The organism is Pseudomonas sp. CAU 1711, assembly GCF_039888625.1.
GTDB lineage: Bacteria > Pseudomonadota > Gammaproteobacteria > Pseudomonadales > Pseudomonadaceae > Aquipseudomonas.
Genome location: NZ_JBDQQT010000013.1, coordinates 104658 through 128367 on the forward strand (window position 1 = coordinate 104658; position 23710 = coordinate 128367).

Annotated in this window: 25 protein-coding genes; 1 reads left to right on the forward strand and 24 read right to left on the reverse strand. The window is 68.7% G+C overall.

Annotated features, from left to right (window positions below; translation table 11 throughout):
* Positions 1–17: 17 nt before the first annotated feature.
* The 20 genes from AAFN46_RS15775 to AAFN46_RS15870 all read right to left on the reverse strand — a co-directional run bounded on the left by AAFN46_RS15775 (position 18) and on the right by AAFN46_RS15870 (position 18924).
* Positions 18–1259, reverse strand: coding sequence for a beta-ketoacyl-ACP synthase (locus AAFN46_RS15775; protein WP_347809645.1), 1242 nt, complete (start codon positions 1257–1259; stop codon positions 18–20).
* On the reverse strand, positions 1253–1981 hold the full coding sequence (gene fabG, locus AAFN46_RS15780) for a 3-oxoacyl-ACP reductase FabG (RefSeq protein ID WP_347809646.1): 729 nt from the start codon (positions 1979–1981) through the stop codon (positions 1253–1255). The genes AAFN46_RS15775 and fabG overlap by 7 nt, the downstream gene beginning before the upstream one ends.
* Before the next feature lie 90 nt (positions 1982–2071).
* On the reverse strand, positions 2072–2524 hold the full coding sequence (locus AAFN46_RS15785) for a hotdog family protein (protein ID WP_347809647.1): 453 nt from the start codon (positions 2522–2524) through the stop codon (positions 2072–2074).
* On the reverse strand, positions 2521–3723 hold the full coding sequence (locus AAFN46_RS15790; protein ID WP_347809648.1) for a beta-ketoacyl-[acyl-carrier-protein] synthase family protein: 1203 nt from the start codon (positions 3721–3723) through the stop codon (positions 2521–2523). Before AAFN46_RS15790 ends, AAFN46_RS15785 begins: the two co-directional genes overlap by 4 nt.
* Positions 3723–4217 (reverse strand): hypothetical protein, encoded by a 495-nt coding sequence (locus tag AAFN46_RS15795; protein ID WP_347809649.1) that lies wholly within the window; start codon positions 4215–4217, stop codon positions 3723–3725. The genes AAFN46_RS15790 and AAFN46_RS15795 overlap by 1 nt, the downstream gene beginning before the upstream one ends.
* Positions 4217–4927, reverse strand: coding sequence for a class I SAM-dependent methyltransferase (locus AAFN46_RS15800; RefSeq protein WP_347809650.1), 711 nt, complete (start codon positions 4925–4927; stop codon positions 4217–4219). The genes AAFN46_RS15795 and AAFN46_RS15800 overlap by 1 nt, the downstream gene beginning before the upstream one ends.
* 14 nt (positions 4928–4941) lie before the next feature.
* Positions 4942–6189 carry an NAD(P)/FAD-dependent oxidoreductase gene (locus AAFN46_RS15805; RefSeq protein WP_347809651.1) on the reverse strand — a complete coding sequence of 416 codons (1248 nt, stop codon included), beginning with the start codon at positions 6187–6189 and terminating at the stop codon, positions 4942–4944.
* On the reverse strand, positions 6176–7324 hold the full coding sequence (locus AAFN46_RS15810) for a sodium:proton antiporter (RefSeq protein ID WP_347809652.1): 1149 nt from the start codon (positions 7322–7324) through the stop codon (positions 6176–6178). Before AAFN46_RS15810 ends, AAFN46_RS15805 begins: the two co-directional genes overlap by 14 nt.
* Positions 7321–9648, reverse strand: coding sequence for a hypothetical protein (locus tag AAFN46_RS15815; protein ID WP_347809653.1), 2328 nt, complete (start codon positions 9646–9648; stop codon positions 7321–7323). The genes AAFN46_RS15810 and AAFN46_RS15815 overlap by 4 nt, the downstream gene beginning before the upstream one ends.
* Positions 9638–10210: an outer membrane lipoprotein carrier protein LolA gene (locus tag AAFN46_RS15820; protein ID WP_347809678.1), complete on the reverse strand. Its 573-nt coding sequence runs from the start codon at positions 10208–10210 to the stop codon at positions 9638–9640. The genes AAFN46_RS15815 and AAFN46_RS15820 overlap by 11 nt, the downstream gene beginning before the upstream one ends.
* A gap of 728 nt (positions 10211–10938) precedes the next feature.
* The gene (locus AAFN46_RS15825) at positions 10939–11364 is read right to left on the reverse strand and encodes an acyl-CoA thioesterase (RefSeq protein WP_347809654.1); all 426 of its coding nucleotides are present in this window, start codon (positions 11362–11364) and stop codon (positions 10939–10941) included.
* A complete protein-coding gene (locus tag AAFN46_RS15830; RefSeq protein ID WP_347809655.1) occupies positions 11357–12886 on the reverse strand; it encodes an aromatic amino acid ammonia-lyase in 1530 nt (509 codons plus the stop codon). The genes AAFN46_RS15825 and AAFN46_RS15830 overlap by 8 nt, the downstream gene beginning before the upstream one ends.
* A complete protein-coding gene (locus AAFN46_RS15835; RefSeq protein ID WP_347809656.1) occupies positions 12879–13811 on the reverse strand; it encodes a glycosyl transferase in 933 nt (310 codons plus the stop codon). Before AAFN46_RS15835 ends, AAFN46_RS15830 begins: the two co-directional genes overlap by 8 nt.
* Positions 13808–14542, reverse strand: coding sequence for a glycosyltransferase family 2 protein (locus AAFN46_RS15840; RefSeq protein ID WP_347809657.1), 735 nt, complete (start codon positions 14540–14542; stop codon positions 13808–13810). The genes AAFN46_RS15835 and AAFN46_RS15840 overlap by 4 nt, the downstream gene beginning before the upstream one ends.
* A gap of 144 nt (positions 14543–14686) precedes the next feature.
* Positions 14687–16348 carry an AMP-binding protein gene (locus AAFN46_RS15845; protein ID WP_347809658.1) on the reverse strand — a complete coding sequence of 554 codons (1662 nt, stop codon included), beginning with the start codon at positions 16346–16348 and terminating at the stop codon, positions 14687–14689.
* A complete protein-coding gene (locus AAFN46_RS15850) occupies positions 16345–16905 on the reverse strand; it encodes a hypothetical protein (RefSeq protein WP_347809659.1) in 561 nt (186 codons plus the stop codon). Before AAFN46_RS15850 ends, AAFN46_RS15845 begins: the two co-directional genes overlap by 4 nt.
* Positions 16906–16908: 3 nt before the next feature.
* Positions 16909–17172 (reverse strand): acyl carrier protein, encoded by a 264-nt coding sequence (locus tag AAFN46_RS15855; protein WP_347809660.1) that lies wholly within the window; start codon positions 17170–17172, stop codon positions 16909–16911.
* A gap of 12 nt (positions 17173–17184) precedes the next feature.
* Positions 17185–17445, reverse strand: a complete 261-nt coding sequence (locus AAFN46_RS15860; protein WP_347809661.1) for a phosphopantetheine-binding protein — start codon at positions 17443–17445, stop codon at positions 17185–17187.
* The gene (locus AAFN46_RS15865; protein ID WP_347809662.1) at positions 17426–18235 is read right to left on the reverse strand and encodes a lysophospholipid acyltransferase family protein; all 810 of its coding nucleotides are present in this window, start codon (positions 18233–18235) and stop codon (positions 17426–17428) included. The genes AAFN46_RS15860 and AAFN46_RS15865 overlap by 20 nt, the downstream gene beginning before the upstream one ends.
* Complete coding sequence (locus AAFN46_RS15870; RefSeq protein WP_347809663.1) at positions 18208–18924, reverse strand: beta-ketoacyl synthase chain length factor; 717 nt, start codon at positions 18922–18924, stop codon at positions 18208–18210. The genes AAFN46_RS15865 and AAFN46_RS15870 overlap by 28 nt, the downstream gene beginning before the upstream one ends.
* A gap of 205 nt (positions 18925–19129) precedes the next feature.
* Here AAFN46_RS15870 and AAFN46_RS15875 point away from each other — a divergent pair, with 205 nt between their 5' ends.
* The gene (locus AAFN46_RS15875; protein WP_347809664.1) at positions 19130–19894 is read left to right on the forward strand and encodes a ParA family protein; all 765 of its coding nucleotides are present in this window, start codon (positions 19130–19132) and stop codon (positions 19892–19894) included.
* 54 nt (positions 19895–19948) lie between these two features.
* On the opposite strand, the gene AAFN46_RS15880 is transcribed toward AAFN46_RS15875, so the two are convergent.
* From AAFN46_RS15880 to AAFN46_RS15895, 4 genes are all read right to left on the reverse strand, one after another.
* Positions 19949–20743, reverse strand: coding sequence for a universal stress protein (locus tag AAFN46_RS15880; protein ID WP_347809665.1), 795 nt, complete (start codon positions 20741–20743; stop codon positions 19949–19951).
* Positions 20744–20852: 109 nt separating this feature from the next.
* Positions 20853–21296, reverse strand: a complete 444-nt coding sequence (locus tag AAFN46_RS15885; protein ID WP_347809666.1) for a YiiD C-terminal domain-containing protein — start codon at positions 21294–21296, stop codon at positions 20853–20855.
* Between the two features lie 89 nt (positions 21297–21385).
* Positions 21386–21820 carry a thioredoxin TrxC gene (gene trxC / locus AAFN46_RS15890; protein ID WP_347809679.1) on the reverse strand — a complete coding sequence of 145 codons (435 nt, stop codon included), beginning with the start codon at positions 21818–21820 and terminating at the stop codon, positions 21386–21388.
* A 31-nt stretch (positions 21821–21851) separates the two neighbouring features.
* A complete protein-coding gene (locus AAFN46_RS15895) occupies positions 21852–23642 on the reverse strand; it encodes an SLC13 family permease (protein ID WP_347809667.1) in 1791 nt (596 codons plus the stop codon).
* Positions 23643–23710 lie beyond the last annotated feature (68 nt).

Sequence of the window (23710 nt, forward strand, 5' to 3'; positions counted from 1 at the left end):
TCCCTGTGGGGTGGGTTTCAGTTCCAGCGTTTGAAGATCAGCGAGGTGTTCACCCCGCCGAAGGCGAAGTTGTTGTTCATCACGTAGCTATGGCTCATCTGGCGGAACTCGCCGCGCAGGTAGTCCAGCTCGCCGCACTGCGGATCGATGTCGTCCAGGTTGAGGGTGTGCACGTAGCTGTCGCCGTTCATCATCTCGATGCTGAACCAGGACTCCAGCGCGCCGCAGGCGCCCAGGGTATGGCCGAGGAAGCTCTTCTGCGAGCTGATCGGCATGCGCGGGCCGAACAGGCTGCTGGTGGCCTGGCTTTCGGCCACGTCGCCCTGGGCGGTGGCGGTGCCGTGGCCATTGACGTAGCCGATGGCCTCGGGGGCCAGTCCTGCATCTTCCAGGGCCAGCTCCATGGCGCCGCGCATGGTCGCCTGTTCCGGCTTGGTGGCGTGGATGCCGTCGGAGTTGCAGCCGAAGCCGACGATCTCGGCGTGGATGGTGGCGCCACGGGCCAGCGCGTGTTCCAGCTCCTCCAGCACCAGGATGCCGGCGCCTTCGCCTATCACCAGGCCGTCGCGGCCGGCGTCGTAGGGGCGCGGCGACAGGTGCGGGGTGTCGTTCTTCAGGCTGGTGGCGTAGAGCGCGTCGAATACCATGGCTTCGGTCGGGCACAGCTCCTCGGCGCCGCCGGCCAGCATCATCTTCAGCCGGCCGTACTTGATCGCCTCGTAGGCGTAGCCGATGCCCTGGCTGCCGCTGGTGCAGGCGCTGGAGGTGGGGATCAGGCGGCCCTTGAGGCCGAAGAAGATGCTGATATTGGCCGCCGTGGTGTGCGGCATCATGCGGATGTAGGAGTTGGCGTTGAGACCGTCCGCCACGGAATTGAGCAGCATATTGCCGAACGTCTTGATCTCGTCGGTGCTGCCGGTGGACGAGCCGCAGGCCACGCCCATGCGTCCGTCCTGGATGCACGGGTCGCCGAGCAGGCCGGCGTGCTCCAGGGCGCGCTCGGCGGCGTACACCGCCAGCTTGGACACCCGGCCCATGCTGCGGGTCTGCTTGCGCGACCAGTGCTTGGGCTGCACGAAGTCGTCCACCGGGCCGCCCAGGCGGGTGTTCAGTTCGCCGAAGCGATCCCACTCGTGCATGCGGCGAATGCCGCTGCGGCCCTCCTTGAAGGCGGCCGAGATGCTCGGCCAGTCGCTGCCCAGCGAGGTAATACCGGCCATGCCGGTAACGACCACTCGTTTGCCATTACTCATCAACATAGCCCGCCGTTTACCGCGAGGACCTGGCGGGTGATATAGGCCGCCTCCTCGGACATCAGAAAATTCACCGCGCCGGCCACTTCCTCGGCGCTGCCCATGCGCGCGGCGGGGATCATCTTGAGGATCTCCTCCACCGGCACCTGCTCGTCGAGAATCTCGGTGTCGATCAGCCCGGGCGCCACGCAGTTGACCGTGATCCTGCGCTTGCCCAGCTCGATGGCCAGGGCCTTGGCCGCGCCGATCACGCCGGCCTTGGAGGCGCTGTAGTTGACCTGGCCGCGGTTGCCGATCAGCCCGGACACCGAGGTGATGCAGACGATACGGCCGGCCTTGCGGCGGCGGATCATCGGCATGGTGAGCGGGTGCAGCACGTTGTAGAAGCCGTCCAGGTTGGTGCGCAGCACCTGGTCCCAGTCCTCGTCGGTCAGCGCCGGGAAGGCGCCGTCGCGGGTCAGGCCGGCGTTGCACACCACGCCATAGTAGGCGCCATGCTGCTCCACATCGGCTTCCAGCGCCGCGCGGCAGGCGGCGCGATCGGACACATCGAACTGCAGGATGCGCGCCTGCTGGCCCAGCTCGGCGATCTGCGCCTGCACGGCCTCGGCATCGCTACGGCGCGAGCGGCAGTGCAGGACGATATCGTAGCCGCCGCGCGCCAGACGCAGGGCGATGGCCCGGCCGATGCCGCGGCTGGAGCCGGTGACGAGGACGGTTTCAGTCATGGGCTCTTTCCCCTTCTTGCGGCAAACGGCGCGCCACGCTGGCTCGGGCCACATGGCCGCGGCTGGAGCCGGTTACCAGAATTGTTTCGGTCATTGCTCTTGCTCTTGCAGATAGCTCGCCACTTCGGGCGGGCGGAACACATTGAGGCGCGCCTCGGCATGGATGCCGGGGCCTTCCAGGTGGCACTCGAACACGCCCATGCCGTTGTCGTCCTGCAGCGAGCGCAGGGCCTTGATGCGCAGCGTGCTGCCTGCCGGGAAGCGCTCGACATTGCACTCGAACTTGCGCGTGCCGAGGAGGAAGCCCAGCTCCACCGGCAGGCCGGCCTGGCGCGCCTGGCAGCCGGCATAGGCGGCCACGCTCTGCGCCATCAGCTCGATGCCGACCCAGGCCGGCAGGCTGCCGTCGGCCTGGCTGAACAGGCCGCCGGGGCGCACGGTGAGGCGGGTCTCGATATCCTCGGCGGCGAAGCTGACGACCTCGTCGATCAGGATCATATCGCCGGCATGCGGCACCAGCTCGGCGATCGGCCACGGGCTCATGGCGCGTCTCGCTGTGGCGCATCACCCAGGATCAGCGCGACGTTGTTGCCGCCGAAGGCGAAGGAGTTGCTCATCAGCCGGCGCCCGCCGTTGCGTGCCAGACGCTCGCCGGCCTGCACCAGGCGCAGCGGCGCCAGCGCCGGGTCGGCCTGGCCGTCCCACAGGTGCGGCGGCAGCAGGCCGTCGCGGTTGTGCTCGCTCAGCACCAGCCAGCAGAAGGCCGCCTCCAGCGCGCCGGCGGCGCCCAGGGTGTGGCCGGTCAGCGGCTTGGTCGAGGAGCAGGGCAGGGTGGCCGGGAACAGCCCATGCACCGCCTTGCTCTCCATCGCATCGTTGTGCGCCGTGGCGGTGCCGTGCAGGTTGAGATAGTCGATTGCGCCGGCCTCGATGCCGGCGCAGTCGAGGGCCTTCTGCATCGCCGCGCGGGCGCCCAGCCCCTCCGGGTGAGGCGCGGAAATATGATGGGCGTCGGAGCTGGCGCCGCCGCCGAAGAAGGCGATCGGGCTGGTCTCTCTGGTCATGAGGAACAGCGCGGCGCCCTCGCCGATATTGATGCCGTGGCGGTTCGCCGAGAACGGGTTGCACGGCTCGGCGGATACCGCTTCGAGGGCCGAGAAGCCGTTCAGGGTCAGGCGGCACAGGCTGTCCACGCCGCCGCAGATCACCGCGTCGCACAGGCCCTGCTGCAGCAGGCGATGGGCGCTGAGCAGGGCACGCGCGCTGGAGGTGCAGGCGGTGGACTGGCAGTACACCGGGCCGGCCAGTTGCAGCCAGTCGGCGAGGAAGGTGGCCGGCGCGGCCATCTCCTGCTGGGCGTAGTCGTATTCGGCGGGCAACTCGCCCTCGTGCAGGAAGCGGGCGATGCCCGTGCTGGCCTCGCGGATGCCCGAGGTGCTGGTGCCCAGCACCAGGCCGACGCGAGCCGCGCCGTAACGGGTGATGGCGGCGCGCAGCTCGGGCTCGATCTGCAGGGCCGCGGCCAGCAGCAGCTGGTTGTTGCGGCTATGGGCGGCGGCGAAGCCTTGCGGCATGGCCGGCAGCGTGGCGCGCACGGCGCCGACGGTGAGGCGGCGGTCGCTGACCCAGCCGTCCTCGGCGCGCATGCCGGTAGCGTCGCCGGCCAGCAGTGCATCGGCCACCGCCTGCTTGCCTTCGCCCAGGGCGCACAGCAGGCCGAGGGCATTGAGATAGCTGGGCATCAGTCGCCTTCTTCTTGGTTCAGTGCGCGCACCCGGTAGCTCAGGTCGGGGGCGGCGAGGGTGAAATCCAGTGCGCCACGGTAGCGGATTCGCCAGTGCGGGTTAAGCCGGCGCTGACCATCGGCGCCGCGCTGCCAGCTGCCGGCCGGATAGGCCTGCAGAGCCTCATCGGCGACGAGGGCGAACAGCAGGGCGGCGAACAGCTCGCGGGCCTCGGCATGCGGCGGCAGCAGGCCGTCGTTGCGCCACTCGCCGCCGTGCAGCAGCTGGCGCGCCAGGGGCACTCCGAGCGGGTCGAACAGCGACCAGCGCAGCGTCTCGCCTTCGGCCTGCAGCACCAGCAGCCAGTCCTGCCGGGTGCCGGCCTGCTGGCGTTCGATCTGCAGGCTAAGCGGCAACTGCGCGACCAACGGAGGGCTTTCGCGCGGCACGGGCGTATGCCCGGCGCAGGCGCCGAGCAGCAGGGCCAGGGCGAGCAGCAGGACGCGCGGCATCACGGCTTGCGCGCCACCGCGTTGACCAGGGTCTCGTCGCGCTGGCCGAACGGCTTGGGCCGCATGAGGCCGCAGCGCTCCAGCAGGCCGAAGTCCCTGGCGCGGCTCCACCACAGGTAGGGGTAGGAGACGTTGCGCTCGGTGAACTGGAAGCCCTGCTGGCGCAGCATGCCCAGGTACTCCTCGGCGCTCTTCTGCACCTGCATGGGGTGGCGGAACAGCCAGCGGATCACCCAGGTGTCGATGTAGAACTTGGTCGACTCGGCGAACAGCAGCAGGCCACCCGGTTTCAGTACGCGCCAGAATTCGGCCAGGGCCCGCTCCTGCTCGACCAGGTGGTGGAAGGTCTGGTGGCAGAACAGGATGTCGACGCTGGAATCGGCCAGGTCGATGGCCGCGCAGTCGCTGGCGATCAGCTGCACATCGAGGCCCAGGCGTTCGGCCTCGGCGCGCGAACAGTCGAGGCTGTGCGGGTCGGCATCCAGGCCGATCATGCGCGCCGGGGCGAACGCCTCGTCGAGCAGGCGGAACGAGCGGCCCTGGCCGCAGCCGGCGTCGAGCAGCACCGGTGCCTGCGGCAGCGGCGCGTCGATCAGGCGCTTGAGGTCGTCGATCGCCACGCGCAGCACATGGTGCTGCCAGACGTGGCTCTGCAGGAACCAGAAACCGAAGCGGGTTTCCTCGACATAGGTGGCGGCGGCGCGTTCCATCGGCTGGGCTGTCCTTAGTTCAGGGCGCAGAGTTCGGCGAGCACGCCCAGGCGGCGCTTGGGCTCGGCGACATAGGGGTTCTTCTGGTCCCAGGCGTAGCCGGCGAGGATCGAGCAGATCATGCGGCGGATCTCCGGCGAGGCCTTCTCGTAGAAGATCACGTCCTGGAAGCTGCCATCGTACCAACCCTGCACATACACGCGGAACGTATCCACGCCGCGCTTGAGCGGGATGGCGAACTCGTTCTCCCAGTCCACCGTCTCGCCGCCGAGCTGGCGGTGCAGCAGGCCGGCGGCCATGCTCGCCGAGCGCATGGCGATGGTCACCCCGGAGCTGAACACCGGGTCGAGGAATTCGGCGGCGTTGCCCAGCAGGGCGAAGCCCGGGCCGTGCAGGCGCTTGACGTTGGCCGCGTAGCCGCCGATGGCGCGCGCCGGGGTATCCCAGACGGCGTTTTCCAAGACCTTGGAGAGACTCGGCGTTTCCGCGACGAACTGCTTGAGGCAGGCGTCCAGGTCCTGCGGGCGGCCCTCGTAGTGCTCGGCGGCGCAGACCACGCCCAGCGAGCAGCGGCCGTTGCTGAACGGGATGGTCCAGAACCACACGTCCCTGAGAGTGGGATGCGTGGTGATAAGGATTTTCTCGCGGTCGAAGCCGCTGGCCGGGTCGATGCGGTCCTCGACATGGGTGAACACCGCCTGGCGCACCGGGAAGGCGGATGGCGTGTCGAGGTCGAGCAGGCGCGGCAGCACCCGGCCGTAGCCGCTGCCGTCGAGGACGAAGGCGCACTCCACCTCATATTCATGGCCGTCGGCCAGGCGCCGCACCGACAGGCGCGGGCAGTCGCCAGCGAAGTCGGCGGCGAAGATCTCTTCCTCGTAGCGGATCTCCACGCCCTGCAGCTCGGCCTGGTCGGCCAGCAGCTTGTCGAAGTCGGCGCGGATCACCTGGTAGGTCGAGCCCTGGCCGGCGCTGAACTTGTCGCGGAAGTCGAACTCGCTGTAGCGCTCGCCCCAGGCGAAGGCCGCGCCGTGCTTGGTCTGGAAGCCGGCGGCCTGCACCGCTTCGAGCATGCCGGCCTCCTCGACGAAGTCCAGGCAGTGCGACAGCAGGCTCTCGCCGATGGAGAAGCGCGGGAAGCGCTGGCGCTCCAGCACCAGTACGTCGTGACCCTGGCGCTTGAGGATGGCGGCGGCGATGGCGCCGGACGGGCCCGCGCCGATGACCACGATCTGACGTTGTTCGAGCTCAGGAGACTTCATAGCGGCTTCGTGCCTCGTTGTGGTGGGCATGCCTGCCGAGCAGCGCCGGCAGCAGGGTGGAGAACAGGCTCATCAGCAGCAGGCCGAAGTAGATCGGCGAATCGATCAGCTGCAGTTGCAGGAGCAGGTTGAGGAAGACGATCTCGGTGAGGCCGCGGATATTCAGCAGCAGGCTTTGGTGCCACTTCACCCGCGCCGCGGCCCCCGGCTCGGCCCAGTGCAGGCCGAGCCAGCTGCCCAGTACCTTGCTCAGCACCGGCAGCACCAGCAGGGCCGCGATAAGCGCCCATGAGTAGTCTTGACCCAGGCCATGGAAGTCCACCCGCAGCACGCCGCAGGTGAGGATCAGCGGTACCGCCAGGCCGTTCAGCAGCAGCTTCCAGGCCCGCTCCGGCAGCGGCAGGGCCAAGGGTTGTTTAATCCAGCCCAGGCACAGCATGTAGGCGATGCCGAACACCAGGGCGTTGAGCCCCAGCTGCTGGAACAGCAGCATCAGGGCGAAGAACGGCAGGCTGTAGAGCAGCGGATGGCGCAGCCGGAACAGGCGCAGCGCCAGCGGCAGCGCGGCGGCCAGCAGCGGCCATAGCAGGCTGGCCGGGTGGCTGCTGCCCTGGGCCAGGCCGAACAGGCTCCAGCACAGGAGATCCATCAGGATCGCCGCGTGCAGCAGGCGTTTGCTGGCTTCCTGCGGGTAGTCGATGCTCTGCAGGAACAGGTAGAGCACCGGAATCGCGGTGATGGAGAACAGCAGGCCGATGCCTAGCGCACCGAGCCAGCCGCGTTCGCCGGGCAGCAGCCAGAGGGCGCAGGCCAGGCCGGCCAGCATCGGCACCAGGAAACTGGGCAGGGCGATCTTCAGGCAGGCCGGGCTGAGGTCGAGGTCGATCACGTCGCTGAGGATGTAGCCCAGCAACAGGGCGAAGCACAGGTCATAGGCCAGGCTCAGCCAGCCCGGTTCGAGCAGGTCGGCGGCACCCAGTTGCCAGTGCGGCTCGACCCAAGCCAGCAGCAGGGTGGGAATCGCCAGGGCGGCGACCAGCAACTGCCCGACTATGGGAAGCAGCCGGCGGCCGCCGAGGAGGGCGACCAGGGCGTAGATCGCCAGGGCCAGCAGCCAGAAGGCGAACACGCTCATGCCGCCGCCTCCTCGCTTGGGCTCGCCGCAGCCCAGGGCGACAGCAGGAAGCAGAACAGCAGGCCGAGGCTGATGGCCAGACCGAAGTTGGCGATGGCCGGCGTCTGGCTGAGCAGCAGCAGGCCGAACGACAGCCAGGCGGTGAGCGCCGAGAGCAGGGTGCCGAGCAGACTGACGGCCGGGCCGCCGATGTTCTCGCGCACCAGGATGGCGTAGTCGACGCCGATGGCGGTGATCAGCAGCAGGCCGAACAGGCTGAACAGGGTCAGCGGCTGGCCCAGCCAGCCCAGGCAGGCCAGCGCCGCCAGGGCCGACAGCAGCGGCAGGCAGATCACCCGCAGCGCACCGCCGAGGCCGAAGGGCAGGCACAGCAGCAGGAGGATCGCGGCGCTGGAGAGCAGTTTCAGCTGCGCGGCGCTGAGCTGGGTGGCGGCGAACAGCTCGTTCAGCTCGCCCAGGCGGTCGACCAGCTGCACGCCCGCCAACCCTTCCGCGGCCTGCCGCAGCAGGGCGGCGTCATTCAGGCCCTGCAGGCTGACGATGCCGGCCACTTCGTTTCCATGGCGGCCCAGCCATAACGGGCGCCAGGCCTCGCCCAGCGGGCCGGCCAGGGCCTGTTCCAGGCTGGGCTGCGGCGAGCTCAGCAAGTCGTCCAGTTCGGCGCGCAGCGCCGCCTCCGGCAGGCCGAGGTCGAGCAGCGGTTGCCAGTGTTGCGGCAGCTTGGCCAGAGCTGTGCGCAGCGGCGCCAACTCGCTCTCGGGGGCGACCAACTGGCTAAGGGCGCGATAGCCGCGCAGCTGGCCGGCGGCGATGGCGGCGTCCAGGCGCTGGCTCAGCTCGGCCTGGCGGCGCAGCAGTTGCTGCGGGTCGGCGCCGCGCACCAGGAAGAACTGGCTGGTGGGCTGCTGGCCGGTGAGTTCGGCGATGCGCCTGGCCTCGGCCATCAGCCGTGGCTCCTGGCCCAGCCACTGGCGCAGGTCGTTCTGCGGCGTCAGCTGCCACAGGCCGCCGGCGCAGAACGTCAGCAGGGCGGCTAGCCACGGCCAGCTGCCGGTGCGTGCCAGCAGGCGCTCGCGGCGCTGCACCAGGCGCTCGGCGACGTGGCGCAGGCTGCTCGGTGGTTGCAAGCGCAGATTGTGCAGCCAGGCCGGCAGCAGGCACACCGAGCACAGGTAGGCGCCGATCAGGCCGGCGGCGGAGAACAGGGCGATCTGGGTCAGCGCCGGGAAGGGCGTGAAGGCCAGCGCCACATAGCCGGCCAGGTTGGTGCCCAGGCTCAGGCTCAGGCCCGGCAGGGTCTCGCGCAGGGCCGCCCAGCTCGACCACTGGCCATCGCCCCAGCTCTTGCTCAGGTAGTGCTGCGGGTAGTCGGCGGCGACGCCGACCAGGCTGGCGCCGAGCACCAGGGTCAGCGCGTTGATCTGACCGAACACCAGCACGCAGGCGGTGCAGCCGGCCAGCAGCGCCACGCCCATCGGCAGCAGGCTGACCAGCACGCGCGGACGGCGGAAGGCCAGCAGCAGAAGCAGCAGGGTGCCGAGGGTGGCGCCGCCGCCGATCAGGCCGATCTCCCGGGTGGCCTTGGCCTGGCCGGCCGCCGCGTGCAGTGCGCCACCGGCGGCCAGCAGCTGGCCGCCTTCGTGCTCGACCCGCCGGCGCAGCTCGGCGACGGCGGCGGCGATCTGCGGCGGCGCCTGCATGTCGAAGGCATCGCCACGGGTACGCAGGCGCAGCAGGGCCCAGGTGATGCCGTCTTCCTGCAGCAGCAGGGCGCCGCTACCGAGGTCGGCTTGGATGCGGCTGCCGGGGTTGAGCGCTTGCTGGGCGCGCAGGCCGAGGCCCAGCCAGTCCCGCTCGGTGGGCAGCAGGCCGAAGCCGGCGAAGGTGTCGAACAGCTGCGCGGCGCGCTGCTCGATGAAACTGTCCGGTTGTTCGATCAACAGCTGGCGGTCGTTCGCCGTCAGCAGGGCCAGGCGGCTGGCGCGCAATTGCTGACGAATGGCGGCGAGATCGGCCTGCAGGCTCCACTGCAGCCTGTCGAAGCGGCCGCTGGCCTGCCACCGCTCGCCGGCCTGGCGCACCAGCGCGATGGCGCGCTCGCGTTGTGGATGGCCGATCAGGATCAGCAGCTCGCGCGACAGCGGCTCCTGCATGCGCCGCTCGGCTTGCTGCACCAGCTCGTCGCCGGCACCTTTGGGCAGCAGGGCAAGCATGCTGGCCTGCACCGGCGGGCCGTCGCGCCATTGCCAGGCGGCCAGCGCCAGCGTGGCCAGCAGCAGGGCCAGGAACAGGCGCGGTAGCAGGTGGCGTGCGTTAGTCGACAAGGTCGGCGCGCTCCTGCGCGGTCAGCGCGTCGCCGGCCTGGCTCTGCGGCAGTTTCAGAACGGTGCGGTCGCCCTGAGTCTCGATCAGCTCGATGCGCTCGACCAGCGCGCCGCCGTCGATGCGGATGGCGCTGAAGATCTGCTTGAGCAGCAGGGAGTGGGGGGTGAGTTCGAGCCGCCAGGCGTTTGGCTCGCCGCTGAGCTTTAGCTCGAAGTCGCGCGCAAGGCCGCTGTGGTCGCCCTTGAGCACGGCGAGGAACAGGCGGCTCTGCTGGGCGGCGACGTCCTGGCCGGGTTGCCGTTGCCAGCCTGCGGGCGTGCGGCGGGCGATGCCGCTGTCGCTGATGCGGTAGTCCTGCTTGAGCGGCTTGCGCAGCAGCCAGAGCAGGCCGTGGTTGCGGGAGAGGGTGAACTGGCCCTGGCTGGTCAGGGGCGTGGGGAGGGCACGCAGGTGCTTTTCCTGCACGAAGGGGCCGCGGACCACCGTGGGTTTGGCGAGCTGGGCGCTGAGGTCGGCCAGGTCGAAGGCCTTCGCTGTTGGGATTGCCAGCAACAGTGCCAGGGCGGCGAGTATCTGGCTGATTGCCGAGTTGGTTTTTGACTTTGGGTTTCGCCCCCCCGGGCGAGTTACTTTCTCTTTGCTCGTGCAAAGAGAAAGTAACCAAAGAGAAAACACGCCCGGCATACGGGTCTCGCTGCGCTCGACTCCCCTCGCGCCATCATCGCTCCAGGGGCACGCGCCGAAGGGCCATCCCTGGCCCATCGGCGCTCTCGCGGCATCCATGCCGCTCAACCCCTTACGCAATGATTCTGCTCGGCCTCCTGACGGGACTGACCCCGGCACAATCTCCTTCTTCAAACCGACAGGCAGATATAGGCCTTTGATTCGGTTAGCTGCGTAGGGCGGGTGAAACCCGCGAGTGGTTAGTAGGAGCGAACTCTGCTCGCGACTGTGTCCCTCTCCCCAGCCCTCTCCCATAAATGGGAGAGGGGGCTGCCCGAGCGGGCTGGCAGACGCCATCTGGCATGCGGTGCCGCAGTCATGTTTCAGGCGCGGAGACGTCCCCGTCCGGAGGGAGGGAACCCCGCCGAAGGCGGGGCCGGATGTCGGGGTGCCTTTCTTTTTGGTTACTTTTTCTTGGGCAAGCAAGAAAAAGTGACGCGCCCGGGGGGGCGCAACCGAAAGTGGAGAAGCATCGCGGTAATCGGCCGAGCGCCGGGCGTCGGCCTGCTGGGTATCGCTACGCTCCACCCAGCCTACGAGGCGCCGAAGTCCCGCGATGAGCCGGCTCACGCAATGACCCTCTCCACCGCCTCGACAAACACCTTGGGCGATGCCAACAGCATCTCGCGAGAAGCGATCTCCACCGCCACCTGCACACTGCTACCGCGGGTCATGCGCTCGCCCGTCGCCGCATCGGTGATCAGGTAATTGATCTTCAGCCGGTTCTCCCACTCCACCAGATCGGCGCGCACGCGAATGCGCTGGCCGAACTGCGCGCCACGGATATAGCGCAGCTGCAGGTCGATCACCGGCCAGGCGTAGCCGGCGTCGCGCATCTGCCGGTAGTTGTGCCCCAGCTTGTCGAGCAGGGCGCAGCGCGCCTCCTCGAAGTACTTGACGTAGTGGCCGTGCCAGACCACTTCCATCATGTCCACGTCGAAGAACGGGACGAGGATCTCGACCTCCGCCTGCAGCACGCCTTCCTTACGCATACAGGCTCCAGTGGCGGGCGCGGATGCGTTCCAGGCACAGGCGCAGCTCGCCTTCCAGGGCGCGGTCCTCGATCACCGGCGCAAAATCCGTGGCCAGCTGCTCGCGCATGGTCGCCAGCGGCGCGGGGATGTCCTGCTTGCCGGCGCGCTGGCGCAGCCACACGCCCTGGTTGGCGGCCAGCAGGGTGGCGGCGGCGACCTGCTCGGTCAGCTCCAGGCTGCGCAGGGCGTCGCGCGCGGCGATGGTGCCCATGCTCACCTTGTCCTGGTTGTGGCACTCGGTGGAGCGCGAGAACAGGCTCGCCGGCATGCCATTCTTCAGCGCCTCGGCGGTCCAGGCGCTGGCGCCGATCTGCACGGCCTTGAAGCCGTGGTTGATCATCGCGGTCTCGGCCGGGGCGCCGGACAGGTTGCTCGGCAGGCCGTGGTTGTAGCGGGTGTCGACCAGCAGGGCGAGCTGGCGGTCGAGCAGGTCGGCGACGTTGCCGACCAGGTTCTTCAGGCTGTCCATGGCGAAGGCGATGTGCCCGCCGTAGAAGTGGCCGCCGTGCAGGGTGCGTTCGGTCTCGGCGTCGAACAGCGGGTTGTCGTTGGCGCTGTTCAGTTCGATCTCGATAAACTGGCGCAGCAGGCCCAGGCTGTCGGCCAGCACGCCGAGCACGTGCGGCGCGCAGCGCAGCGAGTAGCGGTCCTGCAGGCGGTGCAGCGGCGGCAGCGGCTCGGCCACGGCCAGGTCCTGGCGCAGCCAAGCGGCGACTTGGGTCTGCCCCGGGTGCGGCTTGGCGGCGAACAGGCGCTCGTCGAAATGCTCCGGGTTGCCCTCCAACGCCACCACATTGAGCGCGGTGATGCGGGTGGCCAGTTGCAGCAGGTAGTCGGCGCGCGAATAGGCCAGGCAGGCCAGGGCGGTCATCACCGCGGTGCCGTTCATCAGCGCCAGGGCTTCCTTGGGGCGTAGGGTCAGCGGCGTCCAGCCCAGTTCTTTATGCACGTCCGCAGCGCTGCGCCGCTCGCCCTTGTAGAGGACATCTCTTTCACCGCTAAGGGTGGCGGCGACATAGGACAGCGGGGTCAGGTCGCCGCTGGCACCGACCGAGCCTTCTTCCGGGATCAGCGGCAGCACGTCGTGCTCGAGGAAGGCCTGCAGGCGCTCCAGCAGTTCCACGCGCACCCCGGACACGCCGTGGCACAGCGACTGCAGGCGCGCGGCCAGCACGGCGCGGGTGCTGGCCGGGTCGAGCAGCCTGCCCAGGCCGCAGCCGTGGAAGGTGAACAGGTGTCTGGGCAGCGCCTCGACCTGGTGCAGCGGCACCGCCACCACGCAGGAGTCGCCGTAGCCGGTGGTCACGCCGTAGATCACGCCTTCCTTGTCCAGCAATGTGTCGAGGAAGCGCGCGCCCTTGGCGATCTTCTCGCGGTAGGCGGCATCGCCCTGCAGTTGGGCGCGGGTGGTGCGGTTGGCCAGGGCGACCACCTGTTCGATGGTCAGCGGCTGCTCGCCGAAGGTCACGTGGTCAATCATTGGCGTTCCAGAACGGGTAGAAGTTGAACCATTGTCGTGGGGCGTCCAGGCAGTGCTCGCCCAGGCGCTGGGCGTAGCGCTGCGTCCAGTCGCGGATCACGGTTTCGCGCTCGCTACGTTTCCATTGCACGCGCTCGGCGAAGGGCTCCAGGCGCACCCGGTAGCGGCCGTCGATCTTCAGGCAGCTCATCAGGTTGACCGGGCATTGCAGCAGCCCGGCCAGCAGCCAGGGGCCCTGGGGGAAGGCGGCCGGCTGGCCGAGGAAATCCACGCTGACGTTGCGCCCGCCGTGCAGCGGCACGCGGTCGCCGGCGATCGCCAGCCATTCGCCGCGCTCCAGGCGTTCGGACAGCTGCAGCATGATCGCCGCATCCAGCTCGCTGACCTGGATCAGGCGCATATGGCTGGCCCCCGCCTCGCCCAGCAGGCGGTTGAACTGCTCGGCGTGCTTGGTGTGCACCAGCACGTTCATCTGCACCTTCTCGCCCAGTTCGGCCAGGGCGCGGCACACCTCGAGGTTGCCCAGGTGGGCGCCGACCAGCATCTGCCCGCGCGGCTCGTTGTGCAGGCGTTGGCGCACGCCGTCCGGGTCGAGCAGCTGGATCTGCTCCAGGCCGAGACGGCCGTTCCATACGTCGAGCTTGTCCAGCAGGGCGTCGGCGAAGGCCATGAACTGGGCGAACACCGAGCCGAAGCGTGGCGCCAGCTCGGCGCGCCCGCTCCAGACGGCCAGACGCTGCTGGTACTGCTGGATGCTGCGCCGCGCCTGGCGGCCGAAGACGAAGAAGTACAGCACGATGGCGTACAGCAGCGGTGCCAGCGCGCGGCGGCCGAGCAGGCGCACGGCGCCGGCGGTCAGCTTCATCAGCAGGAAGCTGCCGCGCTCGCGCTGGCCGGCCCAGTGCTCGGTCTTGTGCCCGTTCATCCGCGCCACCTGCGCCAGAGGATCAGCGGCGCGCGCAGCAACATGCCGAAGAACAGCTTGGCGTGCATCTTCGAGATCAGCGCGTTGTCGTGCAGCAGGCGAAAGTGCGACAGGCCGTCCAGCGGATAGTGCACCTTGGTCGGCAGCCACTGCATGGGCTGGTTGCGCCAGGCCAGGCGCACCAGGATCTCCGGGTCGAAGTCCATGCGCCTGCCCAGCTCGCTGTCGTCGAGCAGCGCCACCGTGGCCGGCAGCGGGTAGACGCGGAAGCCGCACATGGCGTCGCGGATCGACAGCGACAGGCTGTTGATCCACACCCAGACATGGGTCAGGTAGCGCGCGTACAGGCGGCTCTTCGGCACGCTGGCGTCGTACTGCGGGTAGCCGCAGACCAGCGCCTGCGGATGGGCGCGGGAGGTGTCCAGGAAGGTGGCGATATCGGCCAGGTCGTGCTGGCCGTCGGCGTCCACCTGCAGGGCGTGGGAAAAGCCCAGGCGCTGTGCCTCGCGCAGGCCGGCCATCACCGCGCCGCCCTTGCCCTGGTTGAGCGGCAGGCGCACCAGGTAGGTGTTGTCCCGGGTGGCCAGCTCGTCCATCACCGCCGCGCAGCTGCTGCTGGAGGCATCGTCGACCAGCACGCAGGGCAGGCCGGCCTCATGCAGGGCGGCGACCACCAGCGGCAGGGCGTGTTCGTGGTTGTACACCGGGATAACGGCGCAGGGCTTATGCATGGGCGAGTTCCCTCACCCCTGGCCCCTCTCCCGAGGGGAGAGGGGAACTGTAGGCTTGAGCCCGGCACGATCTACTCCCTCTCCCTCCGGGAGAGGGCTGGGGCGGCCGGCGTACCGGTGAGGGACTGCCAGGCACAAGCAGACTCACTGCGCCGCCCCCAGCAGAATGCGCCCGGAGGAGCAGGGTGCCTCGCCGTTGCGGTAGGCGAAGTACAGCTTGCCGCGTAAAGCATCGAAACGCAGGCTCAGCTGGATGCGGTCGCCGGGGCGCACCAGCTGCTGGAACTTGAGCACTTCCATGCCGCAGAAGCGTGGCGGCAGATCGGCGATCAGCTGGCGCGCCAGCCGCTGGGCCCAGTCGACCTGCACCACGCCGGGCAGCACCGGGGTCTGCGGGAAGTGGCCGGTGAAGTGGGCCAGGTCCGGCGGCACGTCCAGCTCCAGCTGCCACTCGCCGTCGACCAGCTCGGCCTTGCGCGGCTCGACACGGGTCGGCCGCGGCGTGGCGACCAGTTCGTCGACCTTGCTCTGCGCCAGCTTGCCCTGGCTGCTGTAGGGCAGCTCCAGCAGCAGGCGCCAGCGGCGTGGTAGGGCGATGGCCTCGCAGTGGCCGGCCAGATGCTGGCGCAGGGTTTCGGTGACGGTCTTGCGACCCTGGTTGCGCAGGGCGTGCAGGCCGGCCGGGCTCAGCGCCAGCAGGGCGCCGAGGAAGGCGCGGCCTTCCTGGATCACGCCGAGGCGGGCGTCGGCGACCCACTCGTGCTGGCTCAGGGCCTGCTCCAGCATGGGCAGGGAGATGCGTTTCTCTTCCAGCTTGACGATGCGGTCCAGGCGTCCGCGCAGGGCGAAGCGGCCATCGGCCTGCAGCTCGGCGGCGTCCATGCTCTGCTCGACGTGCCCGGCCGGCAGATAGGGCGAGGCGATGCGCAGGGCGCCCTCGTCGTTCAGGGCGAGCTCCACGCCGGGGAAGGCGGTCCACAGCTCGCCGTCCTGGCGCCAGGCGATACCGCCGGTCTCGGAGCTGCCGTAGATCTCGGTCGGGCGCTGGCCGAGCTGCTCGCCCAGCGCCACGGAGACTTCCGCCGGCAGCGCACCGCCGGAGGAAAATACCCGACGCACCGCACTCAATGCCTGCCAGTCGAGATTGTCGCCCATCCGCTTCAACAGGGCAGGGCTGGCGACCCAGGCAAACGCCGGCTGGCTCAGGCTCTCGCGCTGCAGGTCTTCGGGAAACGGCAGGGCGCGGCGCCAGAACGGGCGGCCGGCGCATAGCGGCCAGAGCACGCGAAACAGCAGGCCGTAGATATGCTGGGCGGCGACGCTGCCGAGGATGGTCGCGCCGGCCAGGTCGTCGCCCCACAGCCGCTCCAGGGCCTCGATCTCGTTGGCCAGCTGACGCAGGGACTTGTCGATCGGTTTGGGTGCGCCGCTGGAGCCGGAGGTGCACAGGGTCAGGCGGCAGGCGTCGAGGTCGAGGGCGGCGGGCGCCAGGGCCTCGCCGTCCAGGCCGTCCAGGCTGTCCAGCCACAGATCGGCCTGCGCGGCGAGGTGCTGGCGGCTCTGCGCCTGGGCGTCGGCCGGCAGCAGCACGGCCACGCCGGCGCGCCAGGCGCCGAGCAGGGCGATGGTCAAGTCGCCTGCGTCTTCCAGGTACAGCGCCAGGCGCTGCACGCCGCGCGCCTGCAGGGCACCGGCCAGGCGCAGGGCGCGCTGCTGCAGCTGAGCATGGTCGAGTGCCGGCTCCAGCGCCACGGCGCGGCCGGCCAGGGGGTGCAGCAGATGATCGGCGAGTCCCAGCCAGGTCATCCGGCTCTTCTCCTTAGGTCAGACCTTACTTGCTGGCGGATCAACCACTCAGCGGCGAACAATAGGCCCATTAGGGCGTAGGCGATCAGTCCGGTGTAGAGCGTCCACCAGCTCAGCGGCGCCCACAGGGTCAGGGCCGTCACCACCAGGGCGTTGACCAGGAAGAATGCGGCCCACACCCCGGTCACCTTGCGCGTGTAGCGCACCGCGTGCTCCGGCAGCTCAGGCTCGCGCAGGCGCGCCAGGCGCTCCACCAGCGGCGGGCCATAGATCAGCGACAGACCGAACAGGGCCAGCAGCATCAGGTTGAGCAGCACCGGGTACCAGCGCAGCAGCGCCGGCTCACCGGCCAGGCCGAGCAGGGCGCAGAAGGCCAGGGCCGCGCCGGCCATCCAGCGCCCACCGGGCCTGCCCTGCTGGCTCAGCGCGCGAGCCAGCCACAGGCCGCCGAGCAGGGCGGCGAACAGGCGCGGCGACAAATGCTCCATGCCGTAATAGACGGCGAAGGGGTAGAGCAGACCGGCTACGAGCAGCAGCAGGCCGAGCAGGCGAGCCATGGTTCAGTCGCTGGCCGCTTCGGCATGGACCAGCAGGTACACGGCCTCGACCACATCGCCGACGGTACGCACGGCCTTGAACTGTTCGGCGGCGATCTTCTTGCCGGTCTGGCGCTTGATATGGTCGATCAGGTCGACGGCGTCGATGCTGTCGATCTCCAGGTCTTCGTAGAGGTTGGCCTCGAGGGTCACGCGCTCGGCGTCCAGCTCGAACAGCTCGACCAGGGCAGCCTGCAGGGTGGCGAAAATCTCTTCACGGTTGTTCATGGTCGAGCGTCCTCAGGCGGTCTGTTTCGCGGCGACGAAAGCGGCCAGGCTGGCGACATTGGCGAAGTGCTGGCGGGTGTCCTTGGCTTCGGCGTCGATCTTGATGCCGAAGCGTTTCTGGATGGCCAGGCCGAGCTCCAGGGCGTCCACCGAGTCCAGGCCCAGGCCTTCGCCGAACAGGGTCAGGTCGGCGGCGATATCTTCGGCGGCCATGTCTTCCAGGCCCAGGGCCTCGATGATCAGGTGCTTGATCTCAGTTTGCAGATCGCTCATCTGTTGCGAGCTCCTTCATGAAGTGTTGGTGCAGATGGTCGTTGAGCTTGCGCGAGGCAATCGGCAGCGGAGCCTGCTCGGTGAATTGCCGCGGGTCGATATCCTCCCCGACCCGCAGGCGAAAATGGAAACGGCGCGACGGAATGCTGTACCAGGGCTCGGCCTTGGTCAGGGTGGTGGGCGTCACGCTGATCGCCACCGGGGTGACGATGCGGGCGCCACGCACCGCGATGGCCGCCGCGCCGCGATGGAACTGCGGTGCCTGCCCCGGCGTGGTGCGCGTGCCCTCGGGGAACACGATCAGGGTCTGACCCTGCTCCAGCGCGCCGGCGGCCTCTTCCAGCATGTCCAGGCTGCCGCTGTTGCTGATATAGCCGGAGGCGCGGATCGGCCCGCGCATGCAGGGGTTGTCCCACAGGCTCTGCTTGACCACGCAGTTGGCGTCGCGGATGAAGGCGATCAGCACCACCACGTCGATCAGCGAGGGGTGGTTGGCGATCACCATCTGCCCCGGGCGGCCCAGGCGCTCGGCGCCTTCCACCTCGTAGGTCAGCACGCCGCTGCGGAACATGAACTGGACGAACCAGTAGAAGGTCCGGCTGACCACGGCACGGGCGCGGGTGCGGCGGGCCAGGGCGTCGCCCGGCAGCAGGGCCAGCAGCGGGAAGACGACGACGCGCAGCAGCACGCCGCCGATGCCGAACAGCGAGAAGCTCAGCGCGGTGGCGATCAGGCGCCACCAGTAGGGCGCGGAGTAGGCGCTCAGGCCTTGCTGCGAGACCAGTTCCATTGCCGGCGTTTCCAGTGATGTTGCAGGGAGTCCGCGCCGCCACTCAGGGCGCGGACCAGTTCCAGGGCGTGCGGCCATGCGGTGCGTGGCCCCGCGCCTTCGCTGAGGCGCAGTTGCCATTCATCGCCCGGGCGCAGCAGCAGGGCCACGGCGTAGGGGAAGGGCACGTCGTCGATATAGGGGCCGTACAGCGGCGGCGGCGTCTCCTCGGCGACCAGCAGCAGCACGCCGGCGGCGCCCTCGCCGAGCAGGGTGGCGGCCTCCAGCATGGCCTGCTCCAGGCCGTCGCCTTCGGCGGCCAGGGCGGTCATCTCGCTGGTGTCGCCGCGCTGGATCGACCACAGGCCGATGATGGCGTTGTGCACCGAGAGGCTGAACTGGGTGGGCGAGAGCGGCTCGTCGTGGGCCAGGTCTTCGAGGATGGCCAGGGTGCGTGGGGTCTCGCCGTGGCGCGAGGCGAATACCAGGGGCATGGGGCCGTGCGTCTCGGCCAGCGGCCAGGCGACGTGGAAGGCCATGCGCGCCAGGCGGCTCAGGCGGCGGCGCTGCAGGGCCGGGAGAACGCTGACATCGGGCTGCTCGCCATTATCGGCAGGCGCACAGGGGGCCTGCTGCCAGGCGCACCAGTCGGCTGCGCTGTCCAGGCCAGGAGCCCAGGCACACCATTGTTCGATCCGGAAGTTCGTCACGCTGAGGCTCTACTCGACCCTATACCGGGCATCCATGTCTACTGCGATCCGCGCCGGCCGGGAGCCGGGGATCATGGCCAGGGGCCGGTATTATCCTGGCCGCGTCCAGGCTGCGCAAATTTTGATACATCTGGGCTGACGGGAGGTCGACCCTTGTCATGGGCTTTGCATAGAATCCGTCCATCTGCAATCAGGGAGGTGTGACATGCGGCGTGTGGTGTTCAATCAGAAGGGCGGGGTGGGCAAGTCCAGTATTGCCTGCAATCTGGCGGCGGTGAGCGCGGCCGAGGGTTATCGGACCCTGTTGATCGACCTGGATGCCCAGGCCAACTCGACCCACTACCTCACCGGCCTGACGGGGGGCGACATCCCCATGGGCATCGCCGATTTCTTCAAGCAGACGCTGTCGGCCACCTCCTTCAAGAAGGGCAAGGTGGACATCTACGAGACGCCCTTCGACAACCTCCACGTGGTCACCGCCACCGCCGAGCTGGCCGAGCTGCAGCCCAAGCTGGAGCAGAAGCACAAGATCAACAAGCTGCGCAAGCTGCTGGAGGATCTGGCCGAGGACTATGACCGGATCTACCTGGACACGCCGCCGGCCTTGAACTTCTATACGGTTTCCGCGCTGATCGCCGCCGATCGCGTGTTGATTCCCTTCGATTGCGACAGCTTCTCGCGCAATGCCCTGTACGGCCTGCTGGCCGAGATCGAGGAGCTCAGGGAGGACCACAACGAGGACCTGGAGGTCGAGGGCATAGTGGTCAACCAGTTCCAGCCCCGCGCGACGCTGCCGCAGCAACTGCTCGACGAGCTGATCGAGGAGGGTCTGCCGGTGCTGCCGGTGAACCTGATGAGCTCGGTGAAGATGCGCGAGTCGCACCAGGCCTGCATGCCGCTGATTCACCTGGACCGCAGCCACAAGCTGACCCAGCAATTCGTCGAGCTGCACGGTCTGCTGGAAAGCTGATATCCCGCCCCGAACAACAACGGCGCCCATGGGCGCCGTTGTTGTTCGGGGCGGTCAGCGCACCACGTACACGTCGCAGGGCGCCTTGTGCAGGAAGTGCTGCGCCAGGCTGCCGAGCAGGGCCTGGGACAGGGCACTGCGGCCGTGGCTGCCCAGCACCAGCAGTTGCGGTTGTTGGCGATTGATGTAGTCCTGCAGGGTGCGCAGGATGCTGCCGACCTTGACCTCATGGCTGAGCTGGGGGGCCGTGGTGGGCAGGCGCAGGGCCTCGTCGTGGATCAGCTGGTCGATCAGGGCGCGCTGGGTGCGCAGCTCGGCTTCGGCGATGGCCGCGTTCTTCTGCGGCTCGAACACGTGCAGGGCGTGGATGCTGGCCTCGCTCGGCAGCAGCAGGCAGGCCTGGTGCAGGGCGGTGCAGGCGCACAGGGAGAAGTCGAGGGCGGCCACCGCGCTGCGATAGGCGCTGTCCTCGTCGCGCGCGGCCAGCAGCAGGGGCACTGGGCAGCGCCGGGCGATGCGATCGAGGGTGGTGCCGGAGAACAGCTCATGGCGCTGGTGATGGGCGCCCAGCACCAGCAGGTCGGCGCCGCTCTGCTGAACCTGCTCCAGCACGCCCTCGGCGGGCTTGCCCTGGATCAGGCGCAACTGGCTGCCGGGTGGGGCGAACTGGGTGAGGCTGTGGTCGAGGCTCTGTTCGATGCGCTCGCGCTCGCCCTGGCTCAGCTTGGGATCGAACACGTGAAGCAGCGTCAGGCGGGCGCCGTGCTGGCGGGCCAGCTGGGTAGCACGGCGCAGGGCGAGGTCGGCAGTGCTGCGCAAATCGTGGGCTATAAGGATGTGTCCTGTCATCTCTCTTTCCCCTTGCGCCGCGCATGGCGTGGCGCTGTGAAACCTCTGCGGGTTTTTAGTCTGAACTCCCTTGATAGACCTGCTTTCGATCCACGGCAAGTCCCGCGCGTCAGACTCTGCGCAATTGATACAGCGCTGTGCTCTGCGCCACTGTTTGGCCATCGCAGTCCTGCAGCTGCAGTTCGAGCTGGTAGTCGGCCTTGCCGAGGCGCTGCGCTTCGTCCTGGATGCGCTCGATCTCGCTGCCCGGCAGATGGGCCTCGACGAAGATGTCGCTGCTCGCCGGGCGCAGGAAGCGCAGGTTCATCTCCTTGATCAGCGGAAAGAAGCGCTGGGTATCGAAGCTGGTCAGGAACAGGGCGCCGCCCGGGATCTCGGCCAGGGTGAACAGGGCGCCGGCATAGAGAGTGCCGATGTGATTGCGGTTGCCGTCCAGTGGCATGCGCAGGCATACGAAGCCGGGTTCGAGACGCTCGGCCTTGAGCCCGCTGCGTTTGACGAAGTCGATCTTTTCCTCGGTGAACAGGCGGGCCATCTCGGTGGCTAGTGGCATGTCGCGGCTCCTTGCGTGGGAACCCCGAGCCTAGCCGCTGGCGCGTTGCCGGCAATGACCGTGGAGCTCGGCGAGGCTGACCGATTCGCTCAGATGCCCTGGGCGCGCAGCCAGCCGAGCAGTTGCGGCAGCGGCAGGGCGCCGCTCTGGCGGGCCACCTCCACGCCGCCGCGGAACAGGATCAGGCTGGGGATGGAGCGGATGCCGAGCTGGGCGGCCAGCTGCGGATTGGCCTTGCTGTCCAGCTTGGCCAGGCGCACGCGACCGCTGAGTTCGCGGGCGGCTTGGGTGAAGGTCGGGGCGAAGGCCTTGCAGGGGCCGCACCAGTCGGCCCAGATGTCGAGCAGCAGCGGCAGATCACCCATGAGCTGGGCGGCGAACGAGGCCTGATTCAGCTCGAGGGGCGCGCCCGGCAGCACGGCGCCTTTGCAGCGACCGCAGCGTGGCGCATCGCCCAGGCGCTCGGCGGGGATGCGATTGAGGCCATTGCAGCCTGGGCAAGGAATCAGCAGGGCGTCGTTCAGGACACTTTCTCCTCTCGGGAGCCGACCGGGATCAGACCGGCACCAGCGGCCAGAACCAGGGGATGACGAAGCTGGCGACCAACCACAGCAGCAGATTGAGCGGGACGCCGGCGCGCATGAAGTCGGTGAAGCGGTAGCCGCCGGCGTTGTAGACGAAGGTGTTGGTCTGGTAGCCGATGGGCGTGGCGAAGCTGGCGCTGGCGGCGAACATCACGGCGACCACGAAGGCGCGCGGGTCGACGCCCAGGTGCTGGGCCACGCCGATGGCGATGGGGGTGACCAGCACCGCCACGGCGTTGTTCGACAGCACTTCGGTGAGGACCGAGGTGAACAGGTAGATGAAGCTCAGCATCAGCAGCGGCCCGGCCCAGGGCAGCCAGCCCATCATGCCTTCCACCACCACCTTGATCAGGCCGACCTTGTCCATGGCGATGCTGATCGCCAGCATGCCGAAGATCAGGCTGAGGATCTTCCAGTCCACCGCCTTGTAGGCGTCTTCCACATCCAGGCAGCGGGTGGCCAGCACGCTGACCGCGCCGATGATCGCCAGGCCCTCGATGGGCATCACGCCCAGGGCGGCCAGCAGCATCACCGCCAGGGTCGCGGCGATGGCGATGGGCGCCTTGTCGCGGCGGAAGGAGCGCTCCTGCACGGTGTTGAGGCTGATCAGCTCGCCATTGTCGGCGAAGCGCTTGATCTGGGCTGGGGTGCCCTCGACCAGCATCACGTCGCCGAACTGCAGCTGGAACTCGTCCAGGTTGCCCGAGATGTTTTCGTCCTGGCGGTGCACGGCGAGCACGGCGATGCCGTAACGCGCGGTCAGGTCGAGGTCGCGCATGGGGCGGTTGCTGAAGCGCGAGTTGCGCCCGACTATGGCCTCGGCCAGCACCACGTCGTGGTTGCTGATGGTTTCGAAGGCCTCGCCGCGGTTGAAGCTCAGGTGACCGCTGCCGCGCAGCTCGACCACGTCCTTGACCTGGCCGTGGATCACCAACTGGTCGCCTGCCATCAGTACGGTGTCATGACCCGGCTCGGTGTACTCCAACTGGTCGCGGAAGATCTTCAGCACCTGCATGCCACTGCCGCCGTTGAGGTTGGCCTCGGCCAGGCTCTTGCCGATCATCGGCGAGTCGTGCGGCACCAGCAGCTCGCTCATGAAGGTGCGCCCCAAGTCCGGGCGCAGCTGCTTGGACAGCGTCTCGCGCTCGGGCAGCAGGCGGTGGCCGATGGTCAGCAGATAGAGCATGCCGGCGCCGGCCAGAATCAGGCCGGCGGCGGTGATCTCGAACATGCCGAACGGCTGCAGGCCGGCCTTGCGCGCCACGCCGTCGACCAGGATGTTGGTCGAGGTGCCGATCATGGTCAGGGTGCCGCCGAGGATGGTGGCGTAGGACAGCGGGATCAGCAGCTTGGATGGCAGGGTGCCGGCGCGACGAGCCAGGGAGATGGCCACCGGGGTGAGGATGGCCACCACCGGGGTGTTATTAAGGAAGGCGGAGATCACCAGGGCGGTGACCGTCAGGCCGGCCAGCACGCGGATCGGGCTGGTGCCCACCAGGTCGCCCAGCCAGTTGCCGAGGGCGTCGATGCAGCCGGTGCGCTCCAGCGCCGCGGACAGCACGAACATGCAGGCGATGGTCACCGGTGCCGAGTTGCTCAGCACGCTGAGCACTTCCTTGGGCTCCAGCAACTGGCTGACCAGCAGGGCCGCCACGGCGATGGCCGCGACTATGTCCGGGCTCCACTTCTCGCGGACAAAGGCATAGAGCACCCAGACCAGCAGGGCGGCGACGAAGATCAGGGGCAGTGAATCCCAGGCCATGGGCATCCTTAACGCGTGCGAATCTCGGACGAGGTATCGGGCACGCTCGGAGCGGCCACACAGAGGCG

Excerpts from the sequence above, each read along its gene's own strand:
- AAFN46_RS15775 (WP_347809645.1), bottom strand. The coding sequence starts at position 1,259 with ATGTTGATGAGTAATGGCAAACGAGTGGTCGTTACCGGCATGGCCGGT.
- fabG (WP_347809646.1), bottom strand. The coding sequence starts at position 1,981 with ATGACTGAAACCGTCCTCGTCACCGGCTCCAGCCGCGGCATCGGCCGG.
- AAFN46_RS15785 (WP_347809647.1), bottom strand. The coding sequence starts at position 2,524 with ATGAGCCCGTGGCCGATCGCCGAGCTGGTGCCGCATGCCGGCGATATG.
- AAFN46_RS15790 (WP_347809648.1), bottom strand. The coding sequence starts at position 3,723 with ATGCCCAGCTATCTCAATGCCCTCGGCCTGCTGTGCGCCCTGGGCGAA.
- AAFN46_RS15795 (WP_347809649.1), bottom strand. The coding sequence starts at position 4,217 with ATGCCGCGCGTCCTGCTGCTCGCCCTGGCCCTGCTGCTCGGCGCCTGC.
- AAFN46_RS15800 (WP_347809650.1), bottom strand. The coding sequence starts at position 4,927 with ATGGAACGCGCCGCCGCCACCTATGTCGAGGAAACCCGCTTCGGTTTC.
- AAFN46_RS15805 (WP_347809651.1), bottom strand. The coding sequence starts at position 6,189 with ATGAAGTCTCCTGAGCTCGAACAACGTCAGATCGTGGTCATCGGCGCG.
- AAFN46_RS15810 (WP_347809652.1), bottom strand. The coding sequence starts at position 7,324 with ATGAGCGTGTTCGCCTTCTGGCTGCTGGCCCTGGCGATCTACGCCCTG.
- AAFN46_RS15825 (WP_347809654.1), bottom strand. The coding sequence starts at position 11,364 with ATGCGTAAGGAAGGCGTGCTGCAGGCGGAGGTCGAGATCCTCGTCCCG.
- AAFN46_RS15830 (WP_347809655.1), bottom strand. The coding sequence starts at position 12,886 with ATGATTGACCACGTGACCTTCGGCGAGCAGCCGCTGACCATCGAACAG.
- AAFN46_RS15835 (WP_347809656.1), bottom strand. The coding sequence starts at position 13,811 with ATGAACGGGCACAAGACCGAGCACTGGGCCGGCCAGCGCGAGCGCGGC.
- AAFN46_RS15840 (WP_347809657.1), bottom strand. The coding sequence starts at position 14,542 with ATGCATAAGCCCTGCGCCGTTATCCCGGTGTACAACCACGAACACGCC.
- AAFN46_RS15845 (WP_347809658.1), bottom strand. The coding sequence starts at position 16,348 with ATGACCTGGCTGGGACTCGCCGATCATCTGCTGCACCCCCTGGCCGGC.
- AAFN46_RS15850 (WP_347809659.1), bottom strand. The coding sequence starts at position 16,905 with ATGGCTCGCCTGCTCGGCCTGCTGCTGCTCGTAGCCGGTCTGCTCTAC.
- AAFN46_RS15855 (WP_347809660.1), bottom strand. The coding sequence starts at position 17,172 with ATGAACAACCGTGAAGAGATTTTCGCCACCCTGCAGGCTGCCCTGGTC.
- AAFN46_RS15860 (WP_347809661.1), bottom strand. The coding sequence starts at position 17,445 with ATGAGCGATCTGCAAACTGAGATCAAGCACCTGATCATCGAGGCCCTG.
- AAFN46_RS15865 (WP_347809662.1), bottom strand. The coding sequence starts at position 18,235 with ATGGAACTGGTCTCGCAGCAAGGCCTGAGCGCCTACTCCGCGCCCTAC.
- AAFN46_RS15875 (WP_347809664.1), top strand. The coding sequence starts at position 19,130 with ATGCGGCGTGTGGTGTTCAATCAGAAGGGCGGGGTGGGCAAGTCCAGT.
- AAFN46_RS15880 (WP_347809665.1), bottom strand. The coding sequence starts at position 20,743 with ATGACAGGACACATCCTTATAGCCCACGATTTGCGCAGCACTGCCGAC.
- AAFN46_RS15885 (WP_347809666.1), bottom strand. The coding sequence starts at position 21,296 with ATGCCACTAGCCACCGAGATGGCCCGCCTGTTCACCGAGGAAAAGATC.
- AAFN46_RS15895 (WP_347809667.1), bottom strand. The coding sequence starts at position 23,642 with ATGGCCTGGGATTCACTGCCCCTGATCTTCGTCGCCGCCCTGCTGGTC.